This window comes from Kordiimonas sp. SCSIO 12610, assembly GCF_024398015.1.
GTDB lineage: Bacteria > Pseudomonadota > Alphaproteobacteria > Sphingomonadales > Kordiimonadaceae > CANLMI01.
Map to the genome: position 1 here is coordinate 1,325,800 of NZ_CP073747.1, position 14,004 is coordinate 1,339,803.

The 14,004-nt window shown below is 47.9% G+C and carries 11 protein-coding genes; 9 read left to right on the forward strand and 2 right to left on the reverse strand.

Annotated features, from left to right (window positions below):
• The 3 genes from glyS to KFF44_RS06000 all read left to right on the forward strand — a co-directional run bounded on the left by glyS (window position 1) and on the right by KFF44_RS06000 (window position 5,565).
• Window positions 1-2,166 carry a glycine--tRNA ligase subunit beta gene (gene glyS, locus KFF44_RS05990; protein ID WP_255938166.1) on the forward strand — a complete coding sequence of 722 codons (2,166 nt, stop codon included), beginning with the start codon at window positions 1-3 and terminating at the stop codon, window positions 2,164-2,166.
• A 125-nt stretch (window positions 2,167-2,291) separates the two neighbouring features.
• A complete protein-coding gene (ppdK, locus tag KFF44_RS05995; protein WP_255938167.1) occupies window positions 2,292-4,955 on the forward strand; it encodes a pyruvate, phosphate dikinase in 2,664 nt (887 codons plus the stop codon).
• A 124-nt stretch (window positions 4,956-5,079) separates the two neighbouring features.
• Window positions 5,080-5,565 (forward strand): hypothetical protein, encoded by a 486-nt coding sequence (locus tag KFF44_RS06000; RefSeq protein WP_255938168.1) that lies wholly within the window; start codon window positions 5,080-5,082, stop codon window positions 5,563-5,565.
• A 46-nt stretch (window positions 5,566-5,611) separates the two neighbouring features.
• Here KFF44_RS06000 and KFF44_RS06005 read toward each other — a convergent pair whose 3' ends face one another.
• Together KFF44_RS06005 and KFF44_RS06010 are read right to left on the reverse strand one after the other, a co-directional pair.
• Window positions 5,612-5,734 (reverse strand): hypothetical protein, encoded by a 123-nt coding sequence (locus KFF44_RS06005; RefSeq protein WP_255938170.1) that lies wholly within the window; start codon window positions 5,732-5,734, stop codon window positions 5,612-5,614.
• Window positions 5,735-5,836: 102 nt separating this feature from the next.
• A complete protein-coding gene (locus tag KFF44_RS06010) occupies window positions 5,837-6,661 on the reverse strand; it encodes a folate-binding protein YgfZ (RefSeq protein ID WP_255938172.1) in 825 nt (274 codons plus the stop codon).
• A 230-nt stretch (window positions 6,662-6,891) separates the two neighbouring features.
• Between KFF44_RS06010 and KFF44_RS06015 the strand changes: the two genes are divergently transcribed.
• From KFF44_RS06015 to folP, 6 genes are all read left to right on the forward strand, one after another.
• A complete protein-coding gene (locus KFF44_RS06015; protein ID WP_255938174.1) occupies window positions 6,892-7,536 on the forward strand; it encodes a LysE family translocator in 645 nt (214 codons plus the stop codon).
• A 199-nt stretch (window positions 7,537-7,735) separates the two neighbouring features.
• Window positions 7,736-8,266, forward strand: coding sequence for an OmpA family protein (locus KFF44_RS06020; protein WP_255938176.1), 531 nt, complete (start codon window positions 7,736-7,738; stop codon window positions 8,264-8,266).
• Between the two features lie 173 nt (window positions 8,267-8,439).
• Complete coding sequence (locus KFF44_RS06025) at window positions 8,440-9,327, forward strand: tetratricopeptide repeat protein (protein WP_255938178.1); 888 nt, start codon at window positions 8,440-8,442, stop codon at window positions 9,325-9,327.
• Complete coding sequence (gene tilS, locus KFF44_RS06030) at window positions 9,233-10,690, forward strand: tRNA lysidine(34) synthetase TilS (protein WP_255938181.1); 1,458 nt, start codon at window positions 9,233-9,235, stop codon at window positions 10,688-10,690. The genes KFF44_RS06025 and tilS overlap by 95 nt, the downstream gene beginning before the upstream one ends.
• Before the next feature lie 175 nt (window positions 10,691-10,865).
• The gene (gene ftsH, locus KFF44_RS06035; protein WP_255938183.1) at window positions 10,866-12,764 is read left to right on the forward strand and encodes an ATP-dependent zinc metalloprotease FtsH; all 1,899 of its coding nucleotides are present in this window, start codon (window positions 10,866-10,868) and stop codon (window positions 12,762-12,764) included.
• A 14-nt stretch (window positions 12,765-12,778) separates the two neighbouring features.
• Window positions 12,779-13,909 carry a dihydropteroate synthase gene (folP, locus tag KFF44_RS06040; RefSeq protein WP_255938184.1) on the forward strand — a complete coding sequence of 377 codons (1,131 nt, stop codon included), beginning with the start codon at window positions 12,779-12,781 and terminating at the stop codon, window positions 13,907-13,909.
• The last annotated feature ends 95 nt before the right edge of the window (window positions 13,910-14,004 follow it).

The window sequence follows — 14,004 nt, forward strand, 5'->3', positions numbered from 1 at the left end:
ATGGCTGATCTCCTGATTGAATTATTCTCGGAAGAAATTCCTGCACGGATGCAGAAAAAGGCGTCTGATGACCTTAAGCGCATGATAACCGATGGCCTTAAGGCTGCGGGCCTTAAGTTTGACGGTGCCGATGCCTATGTAACACCGCGCCGCCTTGCGCTTAATGTCACAAACCTTCCTGTCAGTACCCCTGATGTGCGCGAGGAACGCCGCGGCCCGCGTGCAGATGCGCCCGAAAAAGCGATCGAAGGCTTCCTGCGCGGTGCTGGTGTGGCGCGCGATGCCTGCGAAGAACGCGAAACACCAAAGGGTACGTTCCTTTTCGCGGTCATTGAAAAGAAGGGTAAGCAAACAGCCGAGGTCGTTGCAGACCTGCTAGCGGATACAATCAAAAACTTCCCATGGCCCAAGTCACAGCGCTGGGGCAGCGGAATGTTAAAATGGGTGCGCCCATTGCATTCAATCCTGTGCATTCTTGACGGTGAAACTATCGATCTTGAAGTTGAAGGCATCAAATCTGGTAACACCACATCGGGCCACCGTTTTATGGCGCCGGACGAGCTCACAGTTACTGACTTTGCTGACTATAAGGCAAAATTGCTTGAGCATAAGGTCATGCTGGACGCTGGTGAGCGTGCGGAACTTATTGAAGCGAAGGCGAAAGAACTGGCAGCAGCGAAAGGCCTTGAATGGGTTGAAGATCGCGGTTTGTTGGCAGAGGTCGCTGGGCTTATCGAATGGCCAGTGCCCCTGATGGGCGGGTTCGATCCAAGCTTCATGGAAGTGCCTGAGGAAGTTTTGATCCTGACCATGAAAAAGGATCAGAAATATTTCGTAACCCGTGATCCGAACACCGGCAAACTTGCGCCGTATTTTATCACGGTTGCCAATATCGAACCATCTGACGGCGGCGATGCGGTAGCAGCCGGGAACGAACGCGTTCTATCAGCACGGCTTTCAGACGCGAAATTCTTCTGGGATCAGGATTTGAAAGGCAAGCTGGATCATAATCTGGATGCCCTTAAGGAAATCGTATTCCACAAAGATTTGGGCAGCGTTCATGACCGCGTTGAGCGCATGAAAAAACTGGCGCGTTATCTTGCTAATTTCATTCCGGGCTGTGACGCGGACGCGGCGGAACGCGCAGCCGAGCTTGCGAAAGCAGACCTTGTTTCCAACATGGTCTATGAGTTCCCTGAAGTACAGGGTGCGATGGGCCGTTATTATGCGCTGAAGCAGGGCGAAAGCGATGCGGTTGCCGATGCAATCAAGGATCATTATTCACCGCTTGGCCCGAATGACGAATGCCCAACAGCGCCAGTTTCTGTTGCCGTAGCGTTAGCCGAAAAACTCGATACATTAGTTAGCTTTTTTGCGATTGATCAGAAACCCACAGGCTCAAAAGATCCATTCGCATTGCGTAGAGCTGCACTTGGGGTAATTCGTTTAATTACTGAGAATGAGCTTCGTTTGAGTAATAAGAGTATAATTGAAATAGCGTATAATACATACAGCAAGTTTGATAATAATGACGAATCTCCAACAGCATGGGGCCATGGTGAAGTTTTAGAAACTGATGATGTCGGACGAACTAAGGTAAGGCATGCACCACTTACAGAGTTTATTCAATTAAATGATGTTCAAATCGGGCTTCTATCATTTTTCGCTGATCGTCTGAAGGTTCAGCAACGGGAAAAGGGTATCCGTCACGATTTGATCGATGCTGTATTTGCAAACGGTGATGATGATTTGGTTCGCGTATTGAACCGCGTAAATGCTCTAACGGCTTTCCTTGATACCGATGATGGTGTCAACTTGCTCGCGGGTTACAAACGTGCAGCAAACATCCTGAAGATCGAAGAGAAAAAGGATGATCGTGCGTACGATGGTGCGATTGAGGTTGATCGCCTTGAAAGCGCGGAAGAGAAAACCCTCGCTGACGCACTAAGGGTAAATGGTGATGCCGCAAAAACAGCGCTTGAAGGAGAAGATTTCGAGGGCGCGATGGCAGCGCTTGCGAAACTGCGCGCACCGATCGATGCCTTCTTTGACGCCGTTATTGTGAACGCTGATGATAAAGACATTCGTAAAAATCGCCTGAATATTCTGAATGCGATCCGGGGTGCTGTGAACGCCGTTGCGGATTTCGAGAAAATCGAAGGTTAGATAATTTAATTCAAGTAAGAAAAAGTTAGGTTTTTTCGGATAGGTGTGGGTGCTTATCACTTTAGTGGGCAAATAGATTTAATTTTTTAATGCATTCCATTTGATGGATAAAAGGACGCTCTAAAATGACGAAATGGGTTTATAGCTTCGGCGGCGGCAGTGCAGATGGTCGCGCGGATATGAAAAACCTTCTTGGTGGCAAGGGTGCGAACCTCGCTGAAATGGCATCCCTTGGCCTTCCGGTTCCTCCGGGCCTTACGATCACCACCGAGGTTTGTACCTATTATTATGATAATGGGCGTCAATATCCGGCAGAACTGGAAGCGCAGGTGAATGATGCGCTGAAGGCGGTGGAAGCAAGCGTTGGTGCCAAGTTTGGTGACAGCGATAACCCATTGTTGGTTTCAGTGCGCTCGGGCGCGCGGGTATCCATGCCGGGCATGATGGATACGGTTTTGAACCTTGGTCTGAATGATGAAACGGTTCAGGGGTTAGCGAGAAACTCAGGCAACGAGCGCTTCGCATGGGATAGCTATCGCCGGTTCATTCAGATGTATTCAGACGTGGTTTTGGGCGTTGATCATTACCATTTTGAAGAACTGATCGAAATCCACAAGGAAGAAAAAGGCGTTGATCTGGATACGGATCTGGACGCTGATGATTGGCGCGAACTTGCGGGTAAATTTAAAGCCAAAACCGAAGAAGAGCTTGGCCGCCCGTTCCCACTTGATGTCAAGGAACAGCTTTGGGGCGCGATTGGCGCCGTGTTCGGTAGCTGGCGCATTGAACGCGCGAAGGTTTACCGCAAACTCAACAATATCCCCGAAGCGTGGGGTACTGCCGTAAACGTGCAGGCCATGGTCTTTGGTAATATGGGTGAAACGTCTGCAACCGGTGTTGCCTTCACCCGTGATCCATCGACAGGCGAAAACGAATATTACGGCGAATATCTGATTAACGCGCAGGGCGAGGATGTGGTGGCGGGGATCCGCACACCGCAGAACCTGACCAAACGTGCGCGCGAAAAGGCGGGGGCAACTGCGCCCTCAATGGAAGAAAGCATGCCGGATGTTTACGGCCAGCTTGCGGATGTTTTCGCCAAGCTTGAGAAGCATTACCGCGACATGCAGGATATCGAATTTACGGTTCAAAACGGCAAATTATGGATGCTTCAGACCCGCGCGGGTAAACGGACCGCGAAGGCTGCGCTTAAGATTGCGGTTGAAATGGTTGCTGAAGGCCTGATCGACGAGGAAACAGCTGTGATGCGTGTTGAGCCGGGTGCTTTGGACCAGCTTCTTCACCCTACGCTTGATCCTGATGCACCGCGCGATATTTTAACGCGTGGCCTTCCTGCATCACCGGGTGCAGCTTCTGGTATTGTGGTGTTTGACGCCGACACGGCAGAAGAAAAAGCAAAAGCGGGTGAGGCCGTGATCCTGTGCCGGATTGAAACCAGCCCTGAAGATATTCACGGTATGCACGCAGCGAAGGGCATTTTGACCGCGCGCGGCGGTATGACAAGCCACGCAGCCGTCGTTGCCCGCGGAATGGGTCGCCCGTGCGTATCGGGTGCTGGCCAAATCCGCATCGATGGTAAGGCCGGTGTGATGACCTGTATGGGCCGTGAGATCAAGGCCGGCGATATTATCACCATTGATGGTGGTTCCGGTGAAGTGATGATCGGTGAAGTGAAAACTCTTCAACCGGAGCTTGCTGGTGATTTCGCAAGCCTAATGGTATGGGCGGACAAATACCGCAAATTGAAGGTTCGCACGAACGCGGACACACCAACCGATACATCAGCGGCGCGTGAGTTCGGCGCGGAAGGTATTGGCCTTTGCCGGACCGAGCATATGTTCTTTGAGGGTGAGCGGATTATTGCCGTACGCCAGATGATTTTGGCAGAAGACCTGAAGGGCCGCAAGGAAGCCCTTGCGAAACTACTTCCAATGCAAAAGGGTGATTTTGAAGAGATTTTCAAGATCATGCGCGGCCTTCCGGTAACGATCCGTCTTTTGGACCCGCCGCTTCACGAGTTCCTACCGCGTGAAGATGACGAGTTCGAAGATGTCGCAAACGCGATCGGCATGGATGTGAAGAAGCTGAAACAGCGTGCAAACGAGTTGCATGAATTTAACCCGATGCTTGGTCACCGTGGTTGCCGCCTTGGTATCACATATCCAGAGATTTATGAGATGCAGGCAAGGGCGATTTTTGAAGCGGCGCTTGCTGTTGAAGCTGACACAGGTGAAACCGTTGTACCTGAGATTATGATCCCACTTGTGGCGACCGAAAGCGAGCTTGCGATCCTGCGCGGCAAGGTAGAGGCTGTAGCCGAGGAAGTATTCGCAGAAAAAGGCGCGAAGGTTGATTATATGGTTGGGACCATGATCGAGCTTCCGCGTGCTGCGATAGCGGCAAACAAGATCGCTAATTCCGCGGACTTTTTCTCGTTCGGAACCAATGATCTGACGCAAACCGCGATTGGGATCAGCCGTGATGACGCGGGCCGTTTCCTTGACCAGTATGTGAAGATGGATATTTTTGCGCAGGATCCGTTTGTATCGATTGACATAGACGGTGTTGGCGAGCTTGTGAAACTGGGCGCTGAGCGTGGTCGTTCGACCAAAGCTGACCTCAAGCTTGGTATCTGCGGTGAGCACGGCGGTGATCCGGCGTCTGTAGAGTTCTGCCATAATGTTGGTTTGGATTATGTATCCTGTTCGCCGTTCCGTGTTCCGATTGCGCGCCTTGCAGCGGCACAGGCGGCGTTAAAGGATCGTTAAGTCCTTTGTTGTAAAACCTGACCTCAGGGTTTAAGCCTTTATATTTGCTGCCAATATTATGATGTGTTGGCAGCAATTTTAACCGAAATATTTATCAGAGCGCGCTTGGGGGCGGGACAAACATGTGGCGGATAAGTTCGTGATAGATGCACTTAGTATTGGGGATATTCCTTCAAGGCATCCTGTTGCTGTATTTGCGGAAAAATGGCCAACCTTCCCAAAGGCCAATGGCGCTGCATTGTGGGAAAACTTTACACCATTAACCTGTGCTTCAGTTCTTCCGTGGGCGAGTGTTATTGAACGCGCTGAACGTGACGGTAAAACCATCCACCGTATGAAACTTCAGGGCAGTGAAGTTGAAAAAATGGCGGGAAAAAATGCCCAGGGAACTGCGCTTGAGGATGTTTTAGCCACAGAAGCACTTTCGGAACGCCTGCGTGAATTCAACGAACTGATTGCAAACCCAGGCTATATGCTTTCCCATACAGTGATCCCTTTTGAAGGCCGAGAATTCATTAATGTATATCGTGGAATATTTGCCTTCACATCGACAAATGATGCGGTGGATAAAATCGTTATGATTACCGGTGCTGAGAGTACAGAAATTTGAAGCTAATTTTTTGTTTGTGACAGTAACACACCGGAAAGCCAGAATTCTAGCTACCTAAAAATAGAAAAAACAAAATAGCTGCCGCGGCAGTTGCACCTAAAACTATGAGCTTTTGTTTTTCTGATTTGCTCATTTCCTTGTGCGATGATTGTTTTTTACGCTTAGCCATGTCGTCCCTCCGATGTAACTAACCTCTTTATATTCATGATCATGCTATATTTTTATACAGGCCCGCAACCCTTTGATTAAATTGCAGGATTATAAGACATCGTTACTGATCAGAGGGGGCTGTTATTTCTATGGCTACATCGTCAGCGGTGAAGGTAGCGTCGTCCTTCAAATATTCCAATCGGACAAACCCAATAGCTGTTGTACCGCATGCACTATGTGTTTCACCGATTGTTTTTCCAGCATCGTTTAATATAGCAACACCCTCTGCGATCGGGGCTTCTTTGCTATTAAGGGTAACAAGGCTTTTCTTTATACTTGTTCGGTGTTTCATTCTGGCAGTCAGTTCCTGGCCCACATAACAGCCTTTATCAAAATCAACGCCGTTTAACTTGTCTGCATTGGTTTCAAGCCAGAAATATTTCTCTGTTTTCATATCACGGCTGGCATCTGGAACGGTATTTTGAATGCGAAGCTTTTCGTAATCTTCAAATGACATAGCTGAAACGGATAGGGCGCTCTCAGTAATAACCCGTTTGCCGAGCGCGCTAGACCTAGGGTCCGTGAAAATCGGAGCTTCTGAAATATCAGAATAGTCTTCATTGTCACTCACGACAGCCCAAACATTAAGGGCTTCACTTTCGTCAATAATATCAACGTCTGCCCGTAATTTATACATTGTGAGGCGGCGAACCAGATCGTCCTTCCGCGCGTGTTCGATATCCAGCAATAAGTCGTCATTATCGGCAATAATGATCATATCAAATAGATATTTACCCTGGGGCGTTAGCAAACCAGCGTAAACGGCGTCACTGGTTGTGGCACGGTTTACATCATTTGTTATCAAGCCTTGCAGGAACGTGTGAATATCGCTCCCCTTCAGTCGGAGAACTGATCTATTCTCTAATTTAATACCGCGTGATGCCATGACCTGAACCTTTGACCCAATGAAAAATACTGAAGGATAGGAAATAAAACTTTTGCCAATTATTTCAAGCCTTGTTGTTTTATCGACCGTTGAATTGTTTGGAACTGCTGTGTCTGCTTAGGGCCGGATTTCTATCAGGCTTATCCGTTGGAAAACTGTAATAGATATTATATATACCGCCAATATATAGTGTCAGTATATGCGGCTGATGTTAGGCTTTTGGAATAAAGATGGCTGATATTGTTGGATATTCATTGTGGGGCATACTGTTTGGCATTCTGGTCTCTGCCCCTGTTGGTCCGGTTAATATCATATGCCTGAAAAGGAGCCTGTCAGGTAAAGCGCTGGAAGCAACGATCATAGGTTTTGGCGCCGCTATCGCAGATACATTTTATGCTGGCCTTGCTGCATTTGGTTTGGGGGCGGTTCACAAGCTTTTCATGGCTTATGAAGTTTGGTTCATTGGTTTTGGGGCAGTGATTATGGCGGCTTTCGCATTTCATACATGGCGATCTGACCCGCATATTGATCAAACACATTCTAGCACGCAAAGTTCCAAGGGAATGAAAAGTAGCCTTATGGCTAGCTTTTCACTGACGATCGCAAACCCCGGTGTCTTTATTGGTTTTCTGGGGCTTTTTAGCTTGGCAGGGTTAGGCGATTTTACGGCTGGTACGACTGCGCGCTACCTTGAAGGAGGCATGTTGTGCCTTGGTGTGATTATCGGAAGTATGATTTGGTGGGCATTTCTGGGGCTTGTGGGTAGCCATTTCAGTTCAAAAATTAGTGATGCGACACTTGTTAAAATTAACAGGGTTTTTGCCATTATTATTGGCTTTTTTGCCCTTTCAGCGCTTACACGGGCAATCTTTTGAACAGTAAAAAATCCCATTTACTGTATTTTTTGTGAAATAAGGCATGATTTCAAGCATTTGGCCACTTTTGAGTGCTTGATCATCTGGAAAGGCAACAGTATAGTCTTTCGCGAGAAGTGATTTGAAACCATTGGCTGTCATGATCAAGTCGCGTTTATTTGTGTCGGGAACCCCTAACCCGCTAGAGGGAGCAAAAATTATGTCCGAGAGTTTCGGCAAAAAAGTCGCAATTATTTCTGCTGTTACACTATTGCTTGCAGCTTGTTCTAAAGACAATAATGTTGATGAGAGTACATCAGGTGTCGATAACACACCTCCGGTTGTAGAAGAAACAACGAATACTGGCCCTGAGACTGTTGCTCCTAAGCCGTATGATCCACTAACAGGAACAGAGTTACGCGATCTTGAAGCGTATGCTGGCGGCGACCGTGTTTATTTTGAATATGATAGCTCTGAGCTTAATGCGAATGCACGTGAGACATTAGCGAAGCAAGCGCAGTGGTTACAAGGCAAGCGCATTAATCTTACCATCGAAGGTCACTGTGACGAACGCGGTACACGCGAATATAACCTTGCACTTGGTGAGCGCCGTGCAACTGCGGTTAAAAACTATCTTGTGACGCTCGGTGTTCCAGCATCACGCCTTAGCACAATCAGTTACGGTAAAGAGCGCCCAGTGAGCGCGGGCAACCACGGCCAAAACCGTCGCGGTGTTCTGACTTTTAACTAAGACTACAATCTGGTTACGAAATTTAGCCCTGTCCCAAGGTAGTTGGGGCGGGGTTTTTTATACCATTTACACAGAAATGGGCGAACTGTTCGTTTTTTAGCCGTTTTTTGATTGCACATTAGATGCGAAAGAAACTAAGACGATACTAGTATCTATAAGGTAGGGAGAAGGTCGTGCGGAACCTGTCATTTGTGATCATATGGTGTGTGGGTATTTCCATCGTTGGGGGAGTGTCTCCCGTTTATGGGCAAGACACAGCAAAGAAAATTGACCGGATTGAGCGGCAACTCCGCGCACTTCAGCGCCGTGTTTTTGGCACAAACGGCGGCAATATTGATGCGGCGCAGCAGGAATTTGGTAATCCGGCGCAGCCTGCGCAGCAGGGCAGTAATACAACGCGTATCGTTGCCGATATGTCAGTTAAGATTTCTGCTGTAGAGAAACAGTTGCGTATTTTAACGGGCCGTCTTGAAGAACTGGAATATCGTCAACGCCAATTGGAAGAAGCGTTGGAAGCCGTTCAAAAGGACACTGACTTAAAAATCAATGACCTCAAGCAATCAAATGCACTACCACGGAATTCTAATTCAAATCGATCAGCTAACAATGTAACAGATGCTGGCCGAACGCCCGTAAACCCTGAACCTATTGCACCTGCGATCGAGCTTCCTGCGGGTGATCCTGCGGTGCAGTATGATTATGCGTTCAGCCTGATCCGTCAAAACGATCTGGATAGCGGCTTGATCGCCATGGAAAAGTTTTTGGCAGCAAATCCGGGCGATAGCCGTACTGGCAACGCCAAATACTGGATTGGACGTATTCATTACCTTCAAAAACGGCCAGGGCAGGCCGCTCAAAGCTTTTTGAAATTGATCGAAGAGCACCCCAATCACCCGCGCAGGCCCGATGCGCTTGTTGACCTCGCGGAGACATTGATCAATCTGGATAGTTCCTCGGACGCCTGTAATGCTCTGGCGGAGTTTGAGCGAAGCGCGTCTGGCGTTAGCAACAGGCTTCGTGACCGTGCGGTCCGCGTATCTGGCCGCGCTAAATGTAGTTAACCATGACTACCGCTCAGAGGAACAGATGATGACTGCCCCCGAGAAGGGACCTCGATTATTTTCCTCTGATGATCTTGCGGCTCAGTTACAGGCATTAGGAATATGTTCGGATAGCGAAAGGCTTGCTGTAGCGGTATCTGGCGGTGCGGATAGCCTCGCTTTAGCATTAATGGTATCCGAAATTGCGCCTATTGTTGGCTTGACGGTTGATCACCAATTGCGCGGTGAAAGCGCGGATGAAGCCGACTATGTGCATTCACTTCTGACTAAGCACGATATCGAGCATCATATCCTGCGTTGGAATGGGGTAAAGCCAGAAAGCAACCTTCAGGCCGAAGCAAGGGAAGCCCGCTATGAATTGCTGGAAAATTGGTGCCGTGACAATGGGATTGATCACCTTTTAACAGCGCATCATATGAATGATCAGGCAGAAACGTTTCTGTTGCGCTTGGCACGTGGGAGCGGAGTTTATGGATTGGCATCGATTGAACCGGTATCATTGGGTTTGACCAATAAAAATATTAAGATCGTCAGGCCGCTATTGAATTTCAGCAAAGATGGTCTGAAAGAGTATCTGACAAAGCGAAATATTGAGTGGATAGATGACCCCAGTAATGAAAAGGAACAATTTAACCGGGTGAAGGTGCGTCGTTTCCTGGAAAACCCTATGCTGGATGGTTTTACGCCTGAACGTTTGGCCGCGACAGCGAATCATTTCGCGCGTACCCGCGATGCTTTGCGCTTTTATGAGGCAGAATGGGTGTCGAGGCATGTAGTATTTGATAAATTTGGTTGTGTCTCCTTTAAAGCATCATCGCTCAAGGTCGCGCCTGAAGAAATTATATTAAGAGGGTTGGGGGGGCTAATCCGGCGTGTTTCAGGAAACCTGTATGCCCCGCGTTTTGAAAAGCTTTATCGCCTCTATGATACTCTTAGAACGAATGACACGTTTTCGGGCCAAACGCTGATGGGGACAGAAATCACGCTTTCAGATGACGAAACCCTGATTAGCCGGGAAAATAGCCATATTACTGATAGGGTTACGGTCGAAGGAGGCGGCGAATATATCTGGGACAATCGTTTTTCGCTGACAGTTTCAACCTCCAATATTTCATCGGAAACCGATAATTATCCGTACTATATTAGTAAGCTGGGTGAAGACGGATGGCGGGAACTTCTACAAAAATTTCCTGAGGTACGGGAAAATGCAGTTGTGGCAAAGCTTCCACACAGGGTGAAATTGTCGCTACCTGCTGTTTTTGATGCTTCTGGATTGCGTGCAGTACCGCATTTAGAGTACAGTGATTTGGAAAATATTAAGATCAGTGTGTCTTTAATAAATGGCGCTTTGTCGAAAAAGTGACAAATAAATAACGATAACCCCTTGCACCTTTTTGGAATGAGCTTATTTCTTGTCCAAAGGGAATATTTGGGTAGCGAGTATTATAAGGCTCTGATAGAGACTGCAACTATTGATCGCAGATGTGATAAAAGCAGCATACCAGAGTATAGAAAGGCAATAGAACGTGAACAGTTTGATGCGTAATGCACTAATGTGGGCAGTTATTATTCTTGTGCTGCTTGTACTGTTTCAACAATTTAATAGCGGCTCGGGTAGTTCGGATGAAATACCGTACACTCAGTTCATCGAAGAGATCAAGGCAGGTAATGTTGCCAAGGTCGAAATCGAAGGACAGGATGTTTCTGGTACGCTTACAAGCGGTGAGGAATTTAGTGCTGTCAAACCTATCTTCCACGAAAATCTTTACGAACTTCTTTCGGCAAATAATGTCAATTATACTGAGAAGAAGGTTGATCAGAGTTTTCTGACAACTGCTTTGATTTCTTGGCTTCCGTTTATTTTGCTGATTGGTGTCTGGATATTCTTCATGCGTCAAATGCAAGGCAAAGGCGGCGGTGGCGGCGCTATGGGCTTTGGTAAATCACGCGCACGTTTGCTTACTGAAAAGCAGGGACGTGTTACATTTGAGGATGTTGCAGGGATCGAAGAAGCCAAGGAAGAATTGGAAGAGATTGTAGATTTCCTGAAAGACCCACAAAAGTTCCAGAAAGTTGGCGGTCAGATCCCTAAGGGTGCGCTTCTTGTAGGCCCTCCGGGTACTGGTAAAACATTGCTTGCACGTGCGATCGCGGGCGAAGCAAACGTGCCTTTCTTTACAATTTCAGGTTCTGACTTTGTTGAAATGTTTGTGGGTGTAGGCGCAAGCCGTGTCCGCGACATGTTCGAGCAAGCGAAGAAGAATGCACCGTGCATCATCTTCATTGACGAGATCGATGCGGTTGGCCGTCACCGGGGTGCTGGTGTTGGCGGCGGTAACGACGAGCGCGAACAAACGCTTAACCAGTTACTTGTAGAAATGGATGGTTTCGAAGCAAACGAAGGTATCATAATCGTAGCGGCGACAAACCGCCCTGATGTTCTTGATCCTGCGCTCTTGCGCCCAGGCCGTTTTGACCGTCAGGTCGTTGTGCCAAACCCTGATATTACAGGTCGTGAGCAAATTTTAGGTGTTCATATCCGTAAAATTCCACAGCTTGCACCGGATGTTAATGTGCGCACAATCGCACGTGGTACGCCTGGTTTCTCAGGTGCGGATTTGATGAACCTTGTGAACGAAGCAGCGCTTCTTGCTGCCCGCCGCGGTAAAAAAGTGGTGGCGATGCAGGAATTTGAAGACGCTAAAGACAAGGTCATGATGGGCTCAGAGCGTCGCTCAATGGTTATGACTGATGATGAGAAAAAGCTGACGGCTTACCATGAAGGCGGCCATGCGCTGGTGTCATTGCACTGTAAATCGTCTGATCCGATCCATAAGGCAACAATCATTCCACGGGGCCGTGCCCTTGGTATGGTGATGCGCTTGCCAGAGCGTGATGAATATTCGCAGTCGCGTGAGAAAATGCATGACAATCTCGCCATCGCGATGGGTGGACGTGTGGCTGAAGAAATTATCTTTGGCTATGATAAAGTAACTTCCGGTGCATCAAGTGATATCCAGTATGCAACGAACCTTGCGCGCGCAATGGTAACCCAGTGGGGCATGTCTGATAAACTTGGGCCATTACTCTATGCATCAAATGAGGAAGAGGTATTCCTCGGTCATTCCGTTGCTCGTCAGCAGAATGTATCTGGTGCCACAGCCAAGATTATCGACGAGGAAATTCGCAGATTTGTTGATGATGCTAATGACCGTGCAAAACAAATTTTGACTGACTTCAATGATGATCTTCATACACTTGCGAATGCGCTTCTTGAATATGAAACGCTTTCTGGTGATGAGATTAAGGCATTGCTTGCAGGTGAAGAAATTCGCAAGAATGACAAGTCAGACACACCACCAAAACCACCAGCACCAGCGTCCACTGTACCAACATCGGGCGGTGCTAATCTTGGTGAACCACAGCCAGAAGCATAGGGGCTTTTTGCTAGGTGTTTGAAAACATTTTAAACAATATTTCCGACGGGGCGAGGATTTACCTTGTACCCGTCGGTTCCGTTTTTGGTGGCCTTCAAGGCATCAAACTTGGTGGAACCGGTATCCGCTTTTTATCCGTTCGAGTTCTTGTGCGTGATCAATCGACAATCCTTGTTGATAAACAGGTTAGTGTGGCAGACGGTACTCAGGCGCTTCTAAGCAGCTTGCCAGATATGTTGCAAGCACAAGCCTCAGAGCAATTAGAAGCTTTTGAGAGAAATATAACGGCGACCGAGCTTTCCGGTCTTGAGCGAAATCTTGTTTATACAAAACCGATTATCATGGGGGTTTTGAATGTAACACCGGATAGTTTTTCGGATGGTGGTGATTTCCTTGATCAAGGTGAAGCGTTAAGGCGCGCAAGGCAAATGATTGCTGAAGGTGCTGATATCATTGATGTGGGCGGTGAGAGCACCCGCCCGGGCGCCAAACCTGTGTGGGAAGGCGAAGAGTGGGAGCGGGTTGAACCCGTTATTGCGGCTCTGCGCAGTGAAAAAATCCCAATTTCTATCGATAGCCGCCATTCGTTTGTTATGGATAAGGCTTTGGATGCTGGCGCGCATATCATCAATGACGTTTCGGCCCTAACTTACGATCCAGAAAGTATCAAGGTCGCTGCGGATAGGGATGCACCGATTATCTTGATGCACGCACAGGGCACGCCGCAAACCATGCAGGATCAGCCTGACTATGATCATATTCTGTTGGATGTTTATGATCATTTAAGTGAACGTATAGCGGCCTGCGTTGACGCGGGCATTGATAAAGGCCGCTTGATCCTCGATCCGGGGATTGGCTTTGGCAAGCGTGTGGTTCAAGATAATCTGGCGCTTATCAATAATATCGCACTTTTCCATACTCTTGGCTGCCCGATTATGCTCGGTGCGTCGCGTAAGCGTTTTATTGAAGCCGTAACAAAAACGTTGGACGCCAAAGAACGTATGCCAGGGTCAATCACCGCAGCCACCCTTGCAATGCAGCAAGGGGTTCAATTGTTCCGCGTTCATGACGTTAAGGAAACCGTTCAGGCCGCACGGATGATACAGGGCTTTATTGATGCGGGTACAATGGATATTCGGGATTGATAGTCATATTTTGATCATATCTGGTATGTATCTGAAAACTAAAATGTTTAGAGTTATTTAAGGCTCATTCTGTAAGTAAAGACCTAATAGCTAAA